Raw genomic sequence first — 16,960 nt, forward strand, 5'->3', positions numbered from 1 at the left:
ACTTCACACACAAACACCCGTAGACGAAACTAAACCCAGTTTCATCTACGGGTGTTTTCACGTATACCCACATGATTGTTGTCGCCGACAACAGCAACATTGGTGCCCACCCACCAGCCCGCAATACGGAGCGGGAACAGTGCGGGCGTCACTATGCCACTGCATAGTTGGCGTACACCCACTAGTCCGCAATGCAGAATCAGGAACAGTGCGGGCGTCACTATGCCGCCGCATATTCGTTGCGGCACCCCCAATTTTCCACAATGCAGAATCAGAAACATTGCGTGCCTGACTATGCGACTGCATAGTCGTTGGCGTACACCCGTTAGTCCGCAATGCGGAGCGGGAGACTGAACGGGTCCCACTATGCCGCTGCATAGTCGTTGAGGTCGACCAACTTGTCCGCAATGCAGAGTCAGTGGCAGAACGGGCTGGCCTATGCCACGGCATAGTCACCGGCGATCACCGGGCTATTCCGCAATGCAAATTGGGAGACGCCACGGGCATCACTATGCCGCCGCATAGTTGGTGCCCACCCACTTGTCCGCAATGCGGAGTCGGTTCCCACGGTGCTTGGTTGCGCTCTTCGAAAAGTAGCCCAAAGCGCTCCGCCAAAAGTAGCCCACCACCCATGCCGAAATAGATGGTGGGCGCCCACTAGTCCGCAACGCAGAGTCCATAACGCCACGGGCACCACTATGCCGCTGCATAGTTGTTGGCTGGAGCCATTTGTCTGGAATGCGGAGACGGAAACGGGATTCGATATGCTATGTCGCTGCAAAGTCGTTGGGGTTTCACCAACTTGTCCGCAATGCGGAGTTAGAAACTGTGCGGGCCTGACTATGCGACTGCATAGTGGACGCTGACTTGTCTCAACTATATCGCTGCATAGTCATTGGGGTTCACCAAATTGTCCGCAATGCGGAGTGAGAAGGGGATCGATACCCACCAAGCCAATGCATGGGCATCGGGAGAGGGCAGGGGGGAGGTCCAACTGTCCGTAACGCGGAGTCATCGCCTTCACACCACCGAAGCCCCCACTAAAGCCACCTGCGCACTTCTGTGAATGCAAAATGAAGCTCAACTGGCTGCAGGATTTTACACTCCGCCCAGGTTGGCGAATGGTGTGATGTGGGGTTTTGCATTGGCGTGCGGGGCAGGGTTGTCGGCAAGGCCAATGGGGGCTGCCGGCGTGGCGCAGAGCGGACGAAACGGCCGGCGCGGGGCGGCAGGGGCCGAACAGCCCCCAACAGCCAAGCGCTCCCAACAGCCCCAACAACCTCAAAAAACAAACAGAGAACTACAACTCCACGACGGTGTTCTTGGACTCCTCGAGGAGGTCCTTCTTCTTGCGGGCACGCTCGAGTTTGGACCACTGGTCGCCGGGGACGGCGTTGCGGGCCTCGTCGATGACGGCGACGTCAGGGGTGCCCCAGGCGATCGGCATCGGGGTGATCATCTGCCACATCTTCTTGTTCTGTGCGGAACGCTGGGCGCCCACGGCGGCGACGGGGACCTTGGTGCCCACCTTGTCGGAAGTGTTCGGGATCGGGTGGTAGACGCGCGAGGTGATGCCCCAGCGTGGCGGCAGGGAGGGCTCGACGTTAAGGTTCACCAGGGCGGTCAGGGTGATGGTGGTGCCGACGCGTTCGGTGATGATGGCGGGGGCCAGTGGGTTGGCGTCGTAAAGTTCTTGCGTCTTGCCCACGCTGCGGGGGATGAGCAAGCCCACGACGAGCATCATGAGGCCGAAAAGGGCGAGGCCGAACGTGCCCAGGGTGTGCCAGGGGGATTCGGGGTCGACGAAGAACCAGACGGCGACGGCGCCGGCGAGCGAGATCACAAAGAGGGCGACGCCCGAAGCGACGAGGCTGCGGGTGTCGCGGATCATTTCGTTGTGTTGCTTTGCATACTCTTCGTCGACGTCGAACTTGAAAACCTTCATGGGGAAGAGTTTAGAGGTCGGAGGCGTCGACGAGTCGATACGCGTAGCCCTGCTCGGCGAGGAAGCGCTGGCGGTGGATGGCGTATTCGGCGTCGAGGGTGTCGCGGGCGACCACCGTGTAGAACACTGCCTCGGCGCCGTCGGCCTTCGGGCGCAGCAACCGGCCGAGGCGCTGGGCTTCCTCTTGGCGGGAGCCGAAGGTGCCGGAGACCTGGATGGCCACGGCGGCTTCGGGCAGGTCGATGGAGAAGTTCGCCACCTTAGACACCACCAGTGTGGAGATTTCGCCGTCGCGGAAGGCTTGGAAGGCTTCTTCGCGTTTTTTGGTGGTGGTTTTTCCGTCGACAAGTGGGGCGTCGATGCGCGCGGCGATCTCCTCGAGTTGGTCGACGTAGGCGCCGATGATCAAGGTCTGCTGGCCTTCATGTTTTGCAAGCAGCTTATCGACGACCCCAAGCTTCGCCTTCGAACACGCCGCCAACCGGTAGCGTTCGCGGGTTTCGGCGGTGGCGTAGGTGAGGCGTTCGTCGTCGCTAAGTGTGGTGCGCACTTCGACGCATTCCGCGGTGGCGATGTAGCCGGCCATTTCGAGTTCTTTCCAAGGGGCGTCGTAACGCTTCGGACCGATGAGGGAGAATACGTCGTCCTCGCGGCCGTCCTCGCGCACGAGGGTGGCGGTCAGGCCGAGGCGGCGGCGCGACTGGAGGTCGGCGGCCATCCGGAAGACGGGGGCGGGCAGGAGGTGGACTTCGTCGTAGATGATGAGGCCCCAGTCGCGGGAGTCGAAAAGTTCGAGCGCGCGGTATTCGCCCTTGGTTTTGCGGGTGACCACCTGGTAGGTGGCGATGGTGACCGGGCGGATCTCCTTCTTCTCCCCGGAGTACTCGCCGATCTCCTCGGGCGTGAGCGTGGTGCGGCGCAGCAGCTCGTCGCGCCACTGGCGGCCTGCGACGGTGTTGGTGACCAGGATCAGCGTGGTGGTCTGCGCCTGCGCCATCGACGCCGCGCCCACAATGGTTTTGCCCGCGCCGCACGGCAACACGACGACGCCGGAGCCGCCCTCCCAGAAGGACTCGGCGGCGTACTGCTGGTAGTCGCGCAACTCCCAACCGTCGTGGTTGAGCGCAATCGGGTGGGACTCGCCGTCGACGTAGCCGGCGAGGTCCTCCACAGGCCAGCCGAGTTTGGTCAGTTCCTGCTTGATTTGGCCGCGGGCGGATGGGTGGACGGGGATGGTGGTGTCGTCGATACGCGATGCGACCAGCGGAATGATCTTCTTGGAGCGAGTGACCTCGGTGAGGATCGCCGGGTCGTCGGCCTCGAGGATGAGCCCGTGCGCGGGGTGCTTGACCAGTTTGAGACGGCCGTAGCGCGCCATGGTCTCCGCAACATCCACGAGCAGCGGCTGCGGGACGGGGAAGCGGGAGAACCGTTCGAGCACGTCAACGGCCTGCTCTGCGTCGAAGCCGGCAGCGCGCGCGTTCCACAACGCGAGCGGGGTGATGCGGTAGGTGTGGATGTGCTCAGGTGCGCGCTCGAGCTCCGCAAACGGGGCGAGCGCAGCACGGGCCTTGGGTGCGTCCGGGTGTGCGACCTCGAGCAGCACAGTCTTGTCCGACTGGACGATGAGCGGGCCGTCGCCGAGAGCCATGCGATCTACTCCTCCTGATAGTAGGCGTTGGTAGTCTACGGGCATGGCTGCGAAAAACACATCCGTTGTCCTCGGCGAACGCTACGACAAATTTATCGCCCAACTGCTCGAAGACGGCCGCTACGCCTCCGCCAGCGAAGTCCTGCGCGAAGGCCTGCGACTGGTGGAGGAGCGGGAGCAGAAGTTTAAAGCGCTACGCAAGGCCGCGGAGAACGGCGACATTGACGCGAAGGCGTTTATCGACGAACTGCGCTAACCCCTCCGAAGCACCTGTGACCACTTGGTCACGCTGCCGTTGTTGAGGATCGTGCGCTTGTAAATGCGGGCGGCACCCCACACGACGAGCACGGTGGTGACCGCAGCGAGTGCGAAGGATCCCGCGAGCTGGACGGCGGTGAAGTCGCCAGCTGCGTAGGTCAAGGGCGCGCTGAAGATCGAAAACGGCGGGATCCAGCTCACGACCTGCATGAAGGTTGAGTCGGTGTTGGACCAACCAAACGACGAGATGTACACGCACGCCATCAGCAGGAGCAGGATCGGCATCTGGGTGGACTGCAGGTCCTCGGTGCGCTGCACCATCGCGCCGGCGGCGGCGTAGAGGCCGCCGAAGAACAGCATGGACAGCAGCCAGGCGATAAGCAGGATGGGGAGGGCGGACCAGTCGATTTCGACGTCGTCGATAAGACCCGAGACCTTCAGGCCGATGCCGCCGACGGCGAGCAACACTGCGGTGGCGAGGAATCCGAAGATGACGGTGCCCAGCAGTTTGCCGGCGAGGAAGTCCAGCGGGCGAACGGAGGCCAAGATGAGCTCGACGACACGCGACGACTTCTCCTCGGTGACGCGGCTGCCCACCTGGGCGGCAAAAGTGATCACGGTGAACATGACGATGATCAGCGCGAAGAAGGTGGTCAGCAGGCGGGTCAACTGCTCTGCGGTGTCGTCGCCTTCGGTGTCGTTGATGTCCACCGGCACAACGTCGATCTGCGGGGAGGCAGCCTCGTAATCGGCGGGGCTAATGCCCAGGGTGCTTAAGGTTTCGGCGCGCGCCTGCTGCTGGGAGAGGGCGTCGAGGCCGGTGAGGATGGTGGTGGAGGGGGAGCCGTCCGCAAGGACCTCCCAGGTGTCGCCCTCGACGATCAGGGCGGCCTGCACGTCGCCGTCGCGGACTAACTGTTCGGCCTCGGTGCGGTCGGTGGCGGTGCGGGCGTCGTAGCCGGCGTCGTCGAGAAGCTGCTCTGCGATACCCACAGCGGCAACGGCCGGGCCGCCGGCCTCTGCTTCCGTTTCGCCCTTGTTTTGCATCCAGGAGCCGAAGCCGATCATGCCGAGAATGGCCAGCAACATGATCACGAGCGTGACAATGACGCCCTTCTTCAGCAGCAGAATCTGCACCTCGCGCTTCGCGGTGGTGGTGATGGTGTGCATGGGGGAGTAGGTCTTCATTACTTCACAACCTCCTTGAACAGCTCGGCCAGATCCGGCACGACGCGGGTGAACTCGTGGACTGGGCCGGCGGCCATGGCGGCGCGGAGGATGTCCTGGTCGTTGTCGGCGGAAGTGGTTTCGACGATGACGTGGGTGGGGGTGTCGCTAATAAGCGTGGCGGTTGCGGGGATCCAGCCGCGCGCTTGCGTGCCGACGCGGAAGCGCACCGGGCCGCCCGAGCGCAGCTCATCGACGGTGCCTTCGGCCACCATGCGGCCGCGGGTGACGATGCCGATGCGATCGCAAAGCCGCTGCACCAAATCGAGCTGGTGGGAGGAGAAGATGACTGGCACGCCGGCGCGGGCGCGGTCGGTGAGCATCGTGCTCATCACGTCCACGGCGACGGGGTCCAGGCCGGAGAACGGCTCGTCGAGGATGAGCACCTCCGGGTCGTGGATCAGGCTGGCGGCCAACTGCACGCGCTGCTGGTTGCCCAGGGAGAGGTCGTCGAGCTTGTCGCCCAGACGCTCGCCGAGGCCCAACTCCTCCAGCAGTTCGGTGCCGCGCTGCTTTGCGGCCGCGCCGTCCACGCCGTGGAGTTTGGCCAGGAAGACCAACTGGTCGAGAATCTTTTCCTTGCCGTAGAGGCCACGCTCTTCGGGCATGTAGCCGATGCGGCGACGGGAGTCGTCGTCAAGCGGGCGCCCATCGAGGAGCACCTCGCCGGAATCGGCGCTGAGCACGCCTAATGCGATGCGCATCGTGGTGGATTTACCGGCGCCGTTGGAACCGACGAAGCCGTACATCTCGCCATCGCGGACGGTGAAGTCCATTCCGTCGAGGGCCTGGACGTCGCCGAAGCGCTTGTGAAGGTCCTGAATCTGAAACGTAGTCACCCGACAAAAGCTACCAAAAGATACGACATCGCTCAGGGCGGGTTTACCATGAACCCATGACTGCAACCATCTCATCCCCAGCGGCGCATTTGGCCCGCGAACTCGGCTCCGACGAGGCGCTGTCCACGCGCCCGATCGACCGCATCAAGTACGCCCACGACGCATCCCACTTCCTCTACACCCCCGATGTGGTGGTGGAAGCGCGCAACGCGAACGACGTTGCGGCGGCGTTCCGCGCGTCGGCATCCTCTGGCGCCCCGGTGGTGCTGCGCGGCGGCGGTACCTCGCTGTCCGGCCAGGCAGGCGGTGCGGGCATGCTGGTGGACGTGCGTAAGCACTTCCGTGGCGTGGAGGTGCTTGACGGTGGCAAGCGCGTGCGCGTCCAGCCCGGCTCCACGGTGCGCCAGGTCAACGCGCACCTGGCCGCGTTCGGCCGCAAGATCGGCCCGGACCCGGCGTCCGAGGGCGCCGCAACGATGGGTGGCGTGATTGCCAACAACTCCTCCGGCATGGCGTGCGGTACGGAGTTCAACACCTACAACACCATCGAGTCCGTCACCTTCGTCCTGCCCTCCGGCACGGTGATCGACACCGCCCACCCGGATGCGGAGGCGCAGTTCGCGCGCCAGGAGCCGGAGCTCGTGGACACGATCGAGCAGCTCAAGCGACGTGTGCGCGACAACAAGGAATCCGTAGACATCATCGAGCGCCACTTCGCGCTGAAAAACACGATGGGCTACAGCCTGAATTCGTTTTTGGATTACGACTCGCCGCTGGACATCTTCATGCACCTGCTGGTCGCATCCGAGGGCACACTCGCGTTTATCGCGGAGGCTGTCCTGCGCACCATCGAGGTGCCGAAACTGAAGACGACCACCATCGCGGTCTACCCGACGCTGGACGCCGCGACGCGCTCCTTGCCGGCCCTGTTTGAGTCGAAGGCGGCGACGCTGGAGTTGATGGACTCGCGCTCCATCAAGGTCGGCCGCACCTTCGACTCGGTGCCGGAGCAGATCACCGGCTTCGAACTTGGCGGCCAGGCGGCGCTGCTCATCGAATACCACGCCAACGAGGCCGAGCAGCTGCGCGAATACGAGCAGGCTGGCTCCAAACTCCTGCGCGAGTTCGACCTGCAGACCCCGGCGCAGTTCAGCACCGACCCCATCGAGGCCGCCAAGGCGTGGGCGTTCCGCAAGGGCCTCTACGCCCAGGTCGCGGAGGCGCGCCCGTCCGGCACCACCGCGCTGCTTGAGGACATCGCGGTGCCCGTCGAAGACCTCGCCGACACTTGCGGCGGGTTGCAGCAGCTTTTCGACGCCTACCGGTACGACGACGCCGTCATCTTCGGCCACGCCAAGGACGGCAACATCCACTTTTTGATCACCGACCGCTTCGAGGGCGACGAGAACCTCACGCGTTACGACGGCTTCAACGAGGACATGGTGGACCTCGTGCTCGGTGCCGGCGGCAACCTCAAGGCTGAGCACGGCACCGGCCGCGTCATGGCGCCGTACGTGCGCCGCCAGTACGGCGAGGAACTCTACGACGTGATGGCGGCGCTCAAGCGCGCCGCCGACCCTCGCGGGGTGATGAACCCGGGCGTGATCATCACTGACGACGAGCGCGAGCACATGAAGAACTTCAAGCTCAACCCGCAGGTGGAAGACGAAATCGACTCCTGTGTGGAGTGTGGCTACTGCGAGCCGGTGTGCCCCTCGCGCGACCTGACCATGACCCCGCGCCAGCGCATCGTCGTGCGCCGCGCACGTGCGAAGGCGCTGCAGGAAGGCGACATGGAGCTGGTTAAGCACATCGACGAGGCCTACCAGTACGACGGCATCGACACCTGTGCGGTGGACTCCATGTGCGTCACCGCCTGCCCGGTGGGTATTGACACCGGCAAGTTCATCAAGTCGCTGCGCCGCGGCCAGGCCGGTGCTGTGAAGTCCGCCGGCTGGGCGGCCGCCGCGAAGGTGTGGGGCCCGGGCAACACCCTGGCTTCTGCAGCGCTAACCGGCGCCTACGTCATGCCGACGAGCCTGGTGCAGAAGGTTACTGACGTCGCCCGCGCCCTCGTAGGGGAAGACACCGTTCCGCAGTACCGCCCCGAACTTTCCAAGGGCGGCGCGAAGCGCTCCAAGGCATTCGGCACGCAGGTCGGCGCGCCGGGCGCGGAGCCTGTCGGTGTGTTTGTCCCGGCGTGTGTGAACTCCATGTTCGGCCCGCAGGGCGATGGCGTCGGCGCCTCGGAGGCGTTTGCGAAACTCGTCGAGCGCGCCGGTCTGTCGCTCGTCGTTCCGGAGGGCGTCGACGGCATGTGCTGCGGCACCCCGTGGACCTCGAAGGGCATGAGCACCGGCCACGACATCATGCAGCGCCGTGTCAACGACCAGCTCATCGCCGCCACCGACGGCGGGCTCCTGCCGGTCGTGGTGGACGCGTCGAGCTGCACGCACGGCTTCCGCGACATGGCCGAAAACATCGGCATCACGGTCATCGACGCCATCGAGTTTGTCGACGAGCACGTGCTCGATCGCCTCACGGTCAACCACAAGGTGCCATCGGTGACGCTGCACCCGACGTGCTCGGCGACCCACCTGGGTATCGTCGACACGCTGAAGCACGTTGCGGCCGCCGCTGCAGAGGAAGTAAACGTTCCGGCCGAGTGGAACTGCTGCGGCTACGCGGGTGACCGCGGCATGCTGCACCCCGAACTCACCCACGCCGCGACGAAGCGTGAGGCTGCGCAGGCGAGAGAGTTCGGCTCGGCGTGCCACGCGTCGTCGAACCGCACCTGCGAGTTGGGCCTGACGGCCGCGACCGGCGCAGACTACGAGCACATCCTGGAAATCCTGGAGCGCGCCAGCCGCTAGGCCAGCACCACTTTTGTCACCCGCGGCAGGGCGATGCGCACGACCCGATCCTTGGCCTCGTCGAGCGCGTCCACCTGGCCCGCAGTGACACTCAGCGGCAGGACGGTGATCGTCTTGCCGCGTCCCTGCTTGTCCACGTAGCCCACCGTGACATGCCTGCGCGCCCGCGCTGCCGCGCGAAGCGTTTCAAACGCATTCCCGCTGCCAGCATCGGTGGTCTCCGCAGAGCGCAGCTTTGCGACGATCGCACGCACCTGATCCGGCGCCACCCTCCGCGACTTCGGAAGCGTCGATGGCGTTGACGGAACCAGGGCGGGCTCAGGCGCCATGTTGACGGAAACCCCCTGGTCGTCCTCGGCGGTGGGTTGGAGGCCTGCGGTGCGCAGGGCCGTCATGAGCTTTGCCAGAGGCAGGCGCGAGATGGCCACGGTGGGGGCGAGAATGCGCAGGCCTAACTTCTCTGCTGCGGTGGCGATCAGCGCCGGGTCCTCGGAGCGGATGTAGGCGAGTGCTTCGCCGGCGCGGATGGCGCCGTGGGTGCGGGCAGTGTCGTCGATGATGAAGGTGATGGCCTGGGGGACCTCGCCAAGCACGTGGTCGGCCAGCCAGGAGTGGATCTCCGGGGCGGTCAGCCCGCTGTCCAGGCCGCGGCGCACCGACGCCTCCGAGATGCGCCACACGCTGGCAAGACCAGGCGACTCCAGATCCGCGATGCGCTCGATGAACCCGGCCATTGCGGGCTCGAGCGGGCCCGGGGCCAGCACCGTCATGTCGGCCTGGGCGATCAACGTGTCCACCGAGGCGGGCACGAGCGTGGCGGTTGCTGCAGCGACGTCCTCGCCGTTGATCAGGGCTAGCGTCGGGGTCGGCTGCGCTTGGTTGGCCAGCGCGCCGACGAACTCGGCTTCCTGGACAACCGCGGCGATGAGGTTGTCGGAGAACCCCGACGATTCCAGCGGGGCGTGGAAGAGCATCCTGTCCATGTCGCCCGCGTGGCGCAGCATGGTGAGGCGGGCGTGGCGCAATGCGGGGGCGTGGGCGTCGTCGCTAAGCAACTTCGCTCCTGTATCCACGCGCCACGGCGACGCCACCCAGCCGGCGAGCACGATCGCCCACTGATCGGACAGTGTCGCGTCAAGCCAGGTCAGGGCGTCGCGAGTGGCGGCGAGCACATCCTCGTCGTCGACGTTGCCGCGGCCGACAAGACCCGCGGACTCGCCGACGGTGACAAGCAAGCTCGGGTCGAACCCAAGTGCCTTCTCCAGGTTTGCCGCCGCGCGCACGCCGACGGTGCCGTCCTTGTTCAGCACCACCGGGGTGTCCATCAGCGTCATGACCAGTTGGCGCATCTGGCGCACCGCGTCGAGGCCCTGGGCGGTTGCGGTTTCGTCGATAGTGGCCTGATCGATCTCTGGTGCGGCGGGTGGTGCAAGCGGGAACACGCGCGGCGTTGCGCCACGCATCGCGTCGCGCACCGGGCGAGGCAGGCGCACTGTGGTCTCGTTGACGCGCACAAGCAGACCGAGCGCGAGCAACTTGGCCACCGGCGCATCCGGATCCGCATCGGGTGCAGCCGCCGCGGTTGTGCCCACCCCGCCGGAGGCCGCGAGCGTGTCCAGCACCTTGCGCTCGCGGGCAGGCAACGAAGCCAGCGCCTCGGTCGCGCCGGGTGGCAGCGTATCGGTCACGCGCCAACCGGGAGGCAGGGCAGTCAGCGTGCCGGGGGCGATACGCAACGCCTCATCCGGACCGAATACGAGCGCCAACTCGCGCAGGTGGTGAGTGGAGCCGAAGCCGGTGGCGTTCACAGGCTCAAGCTCCGCACCGGCATCCGCGAGCTGCTCGAGCACCGCCAAATCTGCGGCGTTGAGGAGACGCAACGCGCGCGACGCCGACCCGGGAAGACCAAGCCTGGTCGCGAGTGAGCCCACCGACGGCGGGGCGGGGAAGAAGGCATCCGGGCGTGCCTCGATGAGGGCGTGCAGCGCGTCGTCATCGAGCGAACTCAAGAATTTAGGGAACGTAGACATTGCGGGGGTGAGTTTACGTGCGTTTTTGTCTCCGGCGTGAAAGAATGAGGGGCATGGCTAAAGATGTGAAGAAGATTGGGCGCGCAAACCCCGCATGGCCCGCTAATACCCCAGGTAACCTGCACCCGGTCACCGAGATCACCTCGACGTTAACCGGTGCTTCCAGCCCGTTCGGCGACGACCTGATCCTGCCGATGCCGGCAGAAGAGACGGGCTACGTCCACCCGACGACGCGCATCAACCGCTAAACCAGCGGAACTTAAAAAACCGGCACGGTGCCTGACCGTGCCGGTTTTTGTTGTGCCGTAAAGCAAAACGCCCCGTTCACAACCTGAACGGGGCGGACGATTGCTGTGCGCTATTGCTTAGCGAGCCTGGAAGGACTGCTGCACGGAAGCAACGGTGTTGTTGACCTGGTTGGCAAAGTTAGCGCCGACCAGGTTTGCCACGGCTGCGAAGTCGCCGGAGAGGGCAGCGTCGATCAGCGGCTGGTTTGCAGCGTAGAACGCGCTGTAGTCGTTGCGGTTAGCAACGTAGTTGGACTGCACGGAAGCCGGAACCTGGAAGCCGAATGCCTGGATAGCGTTACGCACCTGTGCGTAAAGGGCATCGACCTGCGGGGACTGTGCGGCCGGAGCCTGGGCCTGTGCTGCCGGCTGAGCCGGAGCGGCCTGCTGTGCCGGTGCCGGTGCTGGCTGCGGGGCCGGCTTGGATACCTGCGCGTCGCGGTTGGTCGGTGCGGAGTTCAGGCCGTAGCGAGCGGAGCAAGCCGGCCACGCGCCCCAACCCTGACCTGCCAGGGTGCGCTCGGCGACAGCGATCTGCTGCTCGCGGGTAGCCAGGTTAGCGGTCGGGGCGAACTCGCCGCCACCGTATGCCAGCCAGGTGCCGTAGGAGAACTGCAGGCCACCGTAGTAGCCGTTGCCGGTGTTGATAGCCCAGTTGCCGCCGGACTCGCACTGTGCGAGCTTGTCCCAGTCGGAATCCGGTGCTGCGGTTGCCTGCGGGGCAACAATGCCAGCCAGTGCAGCTGCTGCTGCAGAACCTGCCAGAGCCTTCTTGCCCATGGAGGTGGTCTTCTTAGAGTGGCGTCCCATTGTTTCGTTTCCTCTCATCGTTGACCGCCAATTTCTCGGGACAGCCTAACGTTGTATAACGATTGTGTCACGTAACGGTGTCGTTTTGGGGCGCAATACTCGAAAAAGCCTCACATTTCCCCAGCTCGAAGGCGCGACATGCAAAATATGTGTTCTGGGTCACACTGGCGTGAACTGCTTGATTTTCGGGCGGAAATAGTAAGGTTTTGATTTTGTTTTACTTACTGGCGGTACATCTGCACGAGTGATACTGCATAAGTGATGCGTTACGGAAGGAGAGCGCCATGCCTGTCGGAAAGGTGAAATGGTACGACGCCGAAAAAGGGTTCGGCTTCGCATCCAACCCGGGAGACGAGGATGTCTTCATCGGTAAGTCCGTGCTGCCTGAGGGGGTTGAGGAGCTGGTTGCGGGCCAGCGCATCGAGTTCGACTTCGCCGCAGGCCGTCGCGGCCCACAGGCGCTGCGCGTGAAGGTGCTGGACACCCCGAAGCGCCGCCCAGTGCACCGCCGTAAGCCGGAGGAGCTGGGCAGCATGCTCGCGGACGTGATGACGCTCATCGAGACCCAGGTCCAGCCTGCTTTGACCAACGGCCGCTACCCGGACCGCAAGGAAGGCCGCCAGGTGGCGGAGATCCTGCGGGCCGTGGCGCGCGAGCTGGATGCGTAATTAGTTAAAGCCCACGGACCATGTGGCGATGACAGGGGTTTCCTCCCCGTCATCGCCCTTTTTAATGTCCAGGGTGGTTACCTCGGCAACGACGAGCTTCGCGCCGGACTCGGTCGTAGCCGGCACGGTCTCCTCGGTTGCCTCGCCGGAGGTGAAGACGCGCTCGGAGTTGGCCTCCGGGTCGTCGTAAATGAGCAGCAGGCGCCAGCTATTCGACGCAATCTCGTCCGGAACCGTAACCACCACATCGCCCTCGCCGCGCTGCATGGTGGGGGCATCACCGCCGGCGCACTCCTCGTCCAACTCACACACGGTGTACACACCGATGTCCTCGCGCTCACCGTTGGCAGCCACCGACACCGTCATTTCATCGACCGGAGTGGTGGGGCGGGTGCGCTGGTACTCCATGACGGCGTACACCACACCGACGAGTGCCAGGACGCCCACGAGGGCGACCACGATGGTTTTCCACTGCTTGCTGCCTGAACGTTGTGCCATGGCGAGAAATCCTAACTAGTCAGCCTGGGTAAAGCGCACCCGGTACATGTCCGGCCAGCGCTTGCCGGCAAGGAAGAACTCGTCAGTGCCCGGGATGTGGGCGATGCCGTTGAGGACGTGGTTCGGGTCGTCGGTGGCGTTATTGGGCAGGGCGGAGGCGTCGATACGTGCGGTGACCTCGCCCGTTTCCGCGTCAATGCGCACGATGTCGGTGGTGGTGAACACGTTGGCGTAGACATCGTTACCGACGCACTCCAACTCGTTGAGGCCCGCCACCGGCTCGCCATCAAGCGTGACGGTGAAGCGTTCGCGCTCCTCGAGCGTTTCCGGATCCATGCGGCGCAGCTCTTCGGTGCCGTCGGAGAAGATCACCTCGTCCGCTTCCGTACGTGAGCACAGCCCCCAGCCTTCGCCCTGATAGGAGGCGCGGCCGATCTCCTCGAGCGTTTCTGCGTTGCGACGAATCGCCGTCCCGTCGAGCCACGTCAACTGCCACAGGGTGTCGTCGATACGCGTAATGCCCTCGCCGAAAAACTGCGGATCCAAATCAACCGACGCGAGCTCATCGCCAGCGATAGTGCGGGTGTACAGGCGCGATTCGCCCTCCTGGCCAGTGCCAACGTAGAGGTTGCCGTCGGCGGTGACCTCGAGGCCCTGCGTGAAACTGGTCTGGTCGAACGGGAGGCGCTCGATCACCTCGGCGCGAAGGTGCTCGACGCTTGGGGTGGACGACTCCGGCGCGCAGCCAGCAAGCAAACCGCCCGAAAGCGCAGCGATAACAGACAGAGCGGACAAAGCTTCACGATGACCCATGGGTTACATCCTGCACTACATCGCGCATAATGGGTAAGCGTGTCACGATCCAGAAAACGCACTCGCTCCCGCAACCCGTTGCTTGGCAACGATGCAATAGCTATTGCGCTCGAGGCGCTTGAAGAAATCGCAGACGGCGACATCGGCGAACACATCGGTGTTACCGGGCTGACCCGCAATGTTGCCACGCACCGCTTCGAAGCCGACGTGCCCGGATACGCCGGGTGGGAATGGAACGCCGTCATCGCCTGCGCGGACGGCTCCAACGTGGTCACCGTCAACGAGGTCGCGCTCGTACCCTCCCAAGGTGCGCTCGAAGCGCCCGACTGGGTGCCGTACTCCGAGCGGCTACGCCCCGGCGACCTGGGCCCAGGCGATGTGCTGGAGCTCCTGCCTGACGACGAACGCGTCACCGACGATTCCTTTGCCCGCGACGCCATTACCTTCCCGGGCCGCGAAACCAAGCACTACCTGACCAAACAAGGCCTGGAGGACGCGAAGTACCGCTGGCGCACCGGCGACTACGGGCCAAACAGCGAGTTTGCCGAAAAGGCAGCCCTGTCGTGCCGCACCTGCGCCTTCTATATCCCCATGACGGAACCGGTGGGGGAGCACTTCGGTGCTTGTACCAACGAGTACTCCGCCGACGGCCATGTCGTTGCGTCTTCCTACGGTTGCGGCGCACACTCGGACACGGAAGTAGACAACTCCTAAGTAATTCCAATCACTGGGGCAGCAAAATAGTTGCGTTTGCCCAGGGAGAGTGAAAAGCTAAGCCCCCGTGAGTACGACCACGGGAGCAAAAATGAATAAGGACCAGCCGCAGCCGCGCGGCGGGCTGGACGCCTTCTTCCACATCACAGAGCGCGGATCCACGGTGGGCACCGAAGTGCGTGCCGGGGTAGTGACCTTCTTCGCGATGGCATACATCGTGCTACTCAACCCGCTGATCATCGGCACCAGCCCCGACCGCGAGGGCACCGTGCTGGGCATCCCGCAGGTAGCGGCCGCCACCGCCTTGGCTGCGGGCGTGATGTGTATCTTGTTCGGCCTGGTTGCCAAGTACCCCTTCGGCATCGCCGCCGGCTTGGGTATTAACACGCTCGTCGCCGTGACCATGGTGGGCCAGCAGGGTCTGACCTGGGCGGAAGCGATGGGCCTGGTGGTTATCGACGGCATCATTATCGTGCTGCTGGCCATCTCCGGTTTCCGCACCGCCGTGTTTAACGCTATTCCGGATTCGATGAAGGTGGCTATGAGTGTCGGTATCGGCATGTTCATCGCCACCATCGGCCTTGTAGATGCCGGCTTTGTCCGCCGCATCCCGGATGCCGCCATGACTACCGTTCCGGTCCAGCTGGGCACCGGCGGCTCGATCGCATCCTGGCCGACCTTCGTGTTCATCATCGGCCTGTTCATCTGTGGCTTCATGGTTGTGCGCAACGTGCGTGGTGGCCTGTTCATCGGCATCATCCTGACCACGATTGTTGCCATGATTGTGGAGGCGATCACGGGTTCCGGCTCGTCCGCAGACAACCCGCAGGGGTGGAGCTTGGCCGTGCCGGAGCTGCCGGATTCCTTCGGCGGCATCCCGGATCTGTCCATCGTGGGCAACATCGACCTGTTTGGTGCGTTTATCAACATCGGCGTCATTTCCGCATCCCTGCTGGTGTTCACCCTGGTGCTGGCGAACTTCTTCGACGCCATGGGTACCATGACGGCGCTTGGCCGCCAGGCTGGCCTCGCCGCTGAGGACGGCGTCCTGCCCGACATGAAGCGTGCCCTCGTCGTCGAAGGCTTCGGCGCAGTCGTGGGTGGTGGCGCGTCGGCGTCGTCGAACACGGTGTTCGTGGACTCCTCGGCAGGTATCGCCGACGGCGCTCGTACCGGCCTGGCCAACGTGGTCACCGGTGTGCTGTTCCTGCTCGCAATGTTCTTCACCCCGCTCTACGAGGTCGTGCCCATCGAGGCCGCGGCACCGGTACTCGTTGTCGTCGGTGCGCTCATGATGATGCAGGTCGGCCAGATCAAGTGGAACGACTTCTCGGTCGCGCTGCCGGCATTCTTGACCATCGTCACCATGCCGCTGACCTACTCCATCGCCAACGGCATCGGCGTCGGCTTCATCTCGTTTGCGCTGCTGTCCCTGTTCGCCGGCAAGGCGAAGGACATCCACTGGATCATGTGGCTCATCTCCGCCCTGTTCGTCGTGTACTTCGCGCAGGGCCCGATCATGGCAGCGATTAGCTAAATGCAATTGCGTATCGACGACCCCCTCGACCCCCGTCTCGACGACATCCGCGACCTGAAGCACTCCGACAAGGAGAAAAACCTTGTCTTCGCCGAGGGGCCGCTGGTGGCTGGCCGGCTGGTCGAGTCGCGCTTTCCGGTGCGCGCCGTGTTCGGCTTCGGGGGACGGCTTGAGTCGTTCATGGCCGACTACGGCGAGGAGTTGTCGCGCCGCGGCATCCCGGTGTACGAGATCACCCGCCAGATCATGGGGGAGGTTGCCGGATACGACATGCACCGCGGCCTGTTGGTCTCCGCCGATAAGCCGGAGCCGCTCACCGTTTCCGAGGTGCTCGAAGGGGCGCGCACCTTGGTGATCCTGGAAGGGGTCGGCGACCACGAAAACATCGGGTCCATCTTCCGCAACGCCGCCGGCATGGGGGTCGACGGCGTGCTTTTCGGGGCGGCGACCGCTGACCCGCTCTACCGGCGCAGTGTGCGCGTGTCCATGGGGCACGTGCTGCGCACCCCGTTCGCACACCTTGATGGCACCCCGACGACCTGGCAGCGCTCACTCGCGGAACTTCACGACGACGGCTGGTGGCTCATCTCACTGACCCCAGCCGACGACGCTGTCGAACTTAAAGAAGCCATCCAGGGCCACGACAAAGTTGCCTTCCTTGTTGGTGGGGAAGGCCCGGGGCTAACCCCGCACGCCATGCGCGCCACCGACGTGCGCGCCAAGATTCCGATGGCGCCGGGCACCGATTCGCTGAACGTGGCCACCTCGGCCGCGATCGCGTTCTACGAGCGCATGCGCTAACCGGGCTAG

General features: G+C 64.4%; 15 protein-coding genes. 7 read left to right on the forward strand and 8 right to left on the reverse strand.

The features are described from left to right. Positions 1-1,300 precede the first annotated feature (1,300 nt). Positions 1,301-1,945 (reverse strand): DUF3239 domain-containing protein, encoded by a 645-nt coding sequence (locus tag HMPREF2617_RS06460; RefSeq protein ID WP_070840348.1) that lies wholly within the window; start codon positions 1,943-1,945, stop codon positions 1,301-1,303. A 10-nt stretch (positions 1,946-1,955) separates the two neighbouring features. Continuing rightward, on the reverse strand, positions 1,956-3,596 hold the full coding sequence (locus HMPREF2617_RS06465; RefSeq protein ID WP_070840349.1) for a DNA repair helicase XPB: 1,641 nt from the start codon (positions 3,594-3,596) through the stop codon (positions 1,956-1,958). A 43-nt stretch (positions 3,597-3,639) separates the two neighbouring features. On the opposite strand from HMPREF2617_RS06465, the gene HMPREF2617_RS06470 reads away from it, so the two are divergent. Then, complete coding sequence (locus tag HMPREF2617_RS06470) at positions 3,640-3,852, forward strand: type II toxin-antitoxin system ParD family antitoxin (protein WP_070614190.1); 213 nt, start codon at positions 3,640-3,642, stop codon at positions 3,850-3,852. Here HMPREF2617_RS06470 and HMPREF2617_RS06475 read toward each other — a convergent pair. Together HMPREF2617_RS06475 and HMPREF2617_RS06480 are read right to left on the reverse strand one after the other, a co-directional pair. Beyond that, a complete protein-coding gene (locus HMPREF2617_RS06475; RefSeq protein ID WP_070840350.1) occupies positions 3,849-5,042 on the reverse strand; it encodes an ABC transporter permease in 1,194 nt (397 codons plus the stop codon). The genes HMPREF2617_RS06470 and HMPREF2617_RS06475 overlap by 4 nt on opposite strands. Next, on the reverse strand, positions 5,042-5,920 hold the full coding sequence (locus tag HMPREF2617_RS06480) for an ABC transporter ATP-binding protein (RefSeq protein ID WP_070840351.1): 879 nt from the start codon (positions 5,918-5,920) through the stop codon (positions 5,042-5,044). Before HMPREF2617_RS06480 ends, HMPREF2617_RS06475 begins: the two co-directional genes overlap by 1 nt. Positions 5,921-5,976: 56 nt before the next feature. On the opposite strand from HMPREF2617_RS06480, the gene HMPREF2617_RS06485 reads away from it, so the two are divergent. After that, the gene (locus tag HMPREF2617_RS06485) at positions 5,977-8,793 is read left to right on the forward strand and encodes an FAD-binding and (Fe-S)-binding domain-containing protein (RefSeq protein WP_070840352.1); all 2,817 of its coding nucleotides are present in this window, start codon (positions 5,977-5,979) and stop codon (positions 8,791-8,793) included. On the opposite strand, the gene HMPREF2617_RS06490 is transcribed toward HMPREF2617_RS06485, so the two are convergent. Next, positions 8,790-10,823, reverse strand: coding sequence for a helicase-associated domain-containing protein (locus tag HMPREF2617_RS06490; protein ID WP_070840353.1), 2,034 nt, complete (start codon positions 10,821-10,823; stop codon positions 8,790-8,792). The two genes, HMPREF2617_RS06485 and HMPREF2617_RS06490, sit on opposite strands and share 4 nt — an antisense overlap. Before the next feature lie 53 nt (positions 10,824-10,876). On the opposite strand from HMPREF2617_RS06490, the gene HMPREF2617_RS06495 reads away from it, so the two are divergent. Beyond that, a complete protein-coding gene (locus HMPREF2617_RS06495) occupies positions 10,877-11,071 on the forward strand; it encodes a hypothetical protein (RefSeq protein WP_092101852.1) in 195 nt (64 codons plus the stop codon). Between the two features lie 117 nt (positions 11,072-11,188). Here HMPREF2617_RS06495 and HMPREF2617_RS06500 read toward each other — a convergent pair whose 3' ends face one another. Then, the gene (locus HMPREF2617_RS06500) at positions 11,189-11,920 is read right to left on the reverse strand and encodes a resuscitation-promoting factor Rpf1 domain-containing protein (protein WP_070421467.1); all 732 of its coding nucleotides are present in this window, start codon (positions 11,918-11,920) and stop codon (positions 11,189-11,191) included. A gap of 284 nt (positions 11,921-12,204) precedes the next feature. On the opposite strand from HMPREF2617_RS06500, the gene HMPREF2617_RS06505 reads away from it, so the two are divergent. Next, on the forward strand, positions 12,205-12,588 hold the full coding sequence (locus HMPREF2617_RS06505; RefSeq protein ID WP_070421466.1) for a cold-shock protein: 384 nt from the start codon (positions 12,205-12,207) through the stop codon (positions 12,586-12,588). Here HMPREF2617_RS06505 and HMPREF2617_RS06510 read toward each other — a convergent pair whose 3' ends face one another. Both HMPREF2617_RS06510 and HMPREF2617_RS06515 read right to left on the reverse strand, forming a co-directional pair. Further along, positions 12,589-13,086, reverse strand: coding sequence for a DUF2771 family protein (locus HMPREF2617_RS06510; RefSeq protein ID WP_070840354.1), 498 nt, complete (start codon positions 13,084-13,086; stop codon positions 12,589-12,591). 15 nt (positions 13,087-13,101) lie between these two features. Continuing rightward, positions 13,102-13,899, reverse strand: coding sequence for a glutaminyl-peptide cyclotransferase (locus tag HMPREF2617_RS06515; RefSeq protein ID WP_070570971.1), 798 nt, complete (start codon positions 13,897-13,899; stop codon positions 13,102-13,104). 39 nt (positions 13,900-13,938) lie between these two features. Here HMPREF2617_RS06515 and HMPREF2617_RS06520 point away from each other — a divergent pair, with 39 nt between their 5' ends. The 3 genes from HMPREF2617_RS06520 (at position 13,939) to HMPREF2617_RS06530 (ending at position 16,951) form a co-directional block, all read left to right on the forward strand. Further along, complete coding sequence (locus HMPREF2617_RS06520) at positions 13,939-14,613, forward strand: DUF3027 domain-containing protein (protein WP_083284824.1); 675 nt, start codon at positions 13,939-13,941, stop codon at positions 14,611-14,613. A gap of 91 nt (positions 14,614-14,704) precedes the next feature. Further along, positions 14,705-16,150, forward strand: a complete 1,446-nt coding sequence (locus HMPREF2617_RS06525) for an NCS2 family permease (RefSeq protein ID WP_070483728.1) — start codon at positions 14,705-14,707, stop codon at positions 16,148-16,150. Further along, positions 16,151-16,951, forward strand: a complete 801-nt coding sequence (locus HMPREF2617_RS06530) for a TrmH family RNA methyltransferase (protein ID WP_070840355.1) — start codon at positions 16,151-16,153, stop codon at positions 16,949-16,951. It begins immediately after the preceding gene. The last annotated feature ends 9 nt before the right edge of the window (positions 16,952-16,960 follow it).

The sequence above is a fragment of the Corynebacterium sp. HMSC070H05 genome (assembly GCF_001837615.1).
In the GTDB taxonomy this organism is placed as follows: domain Bacteria; phylum Actinomycetota; class Actinomycetes; order Mycobacteriales; family Mycobacteriaceae; genus Corynebacterium; species Corynebacterium coyleae.

Coding starts and splice junctions, on each gene's coding strand:
- HMPREF2617_RS06460 (WP_070840348.1), bottom strand. CDS start 1,945: ATGAAGGTTTTCAAGTTCGACGTCGACGAAGAGTATGCAAAGCAACAC.
- HMPREF2617_RS06465 (WP_070840349.1), bottom strand. CDS start 3,596: ATGGCTCTCGGCGACGGCCCGCTCATCGTCCAGTCGGACAAGACTGTG.
- HMPREF2617_RS06470 (WP_070614190.1), top strand. CDS start 3,640: ATGGCTGCGAAAAACACATCCGTTGTCCTCGGCGAACGCTACGACAAA.
- HMPREF2617_RS06475 (WP_070840350.1), bottom strand. CDS start 5,042: ATGAAGACCTACTCCCCCATGCACACCATCACCACCACCGCGAAGCGC.
- HMPREF2617_RS06485 (WP_070840352.1), top strand. CDS start 5,977: ATGACTGCAACCATCTCATCCCCAGCGGCGCATTTGGCCCGCGAACTC.
- HMPREF2617_RS06490 (WP_070840353.1), bottom strand. CDS start 10,823: ATGTCTACGTTCCCTAAATTCTTGAGTTCGCTCGATGACGACGCGCTG.
- HMPREF2617_RS06495 (WP_092101852.1), top strand. CDS start 10,877: ATGGCTAAAGATGTGAAGAAGATTGGGCGCGCAAACCCCGCATGGCCC.
- HMPREF2617_RS06500 (WP_070421467.1), bottom strand. CDS start 11,920: ATGGGACGCCACTCTAAGAAGACCACCTCCATGGGCAAGAAGGCTCTG.
- HMPREF2617_RS06505 (WP_070421466.1), top strand. CDS start 12,205: ATGCCTGTCGGAAAGGTGAAATGGTACGACGCCGAAAAAGGGTTCGGC.
- HMPREF2617_RS06510 (WP_070840354.1), bottom strand. CDS start 13,086: ATGGCACAACGTTCAGGCAGCAAGCAGTGGAAAACCATCGTGGTCGCC.
- HMPREF2617_RS06515 (WP_070570971.1), bottom strand. CDS start 13,899: ATGGGTCATCGTGAAGCTTTGTCCGCTCTGTCTGTTATCGCTGCGCTT.
- HMPREF2617_RS06525 (WP_070483728.1), top strand. CDS start 14,705: ATGAATAAGGACCAGCCGCAGCCGCGCGGCGGGCTGGACGCCTTCTTC.
- HMPREF2617_RS06530 (WP_070840355.1), top strand. CDS start 16,151: ATGCAATTGCGTATCGACGACCCCCTCGACCCCCGTCTCGACGACATC.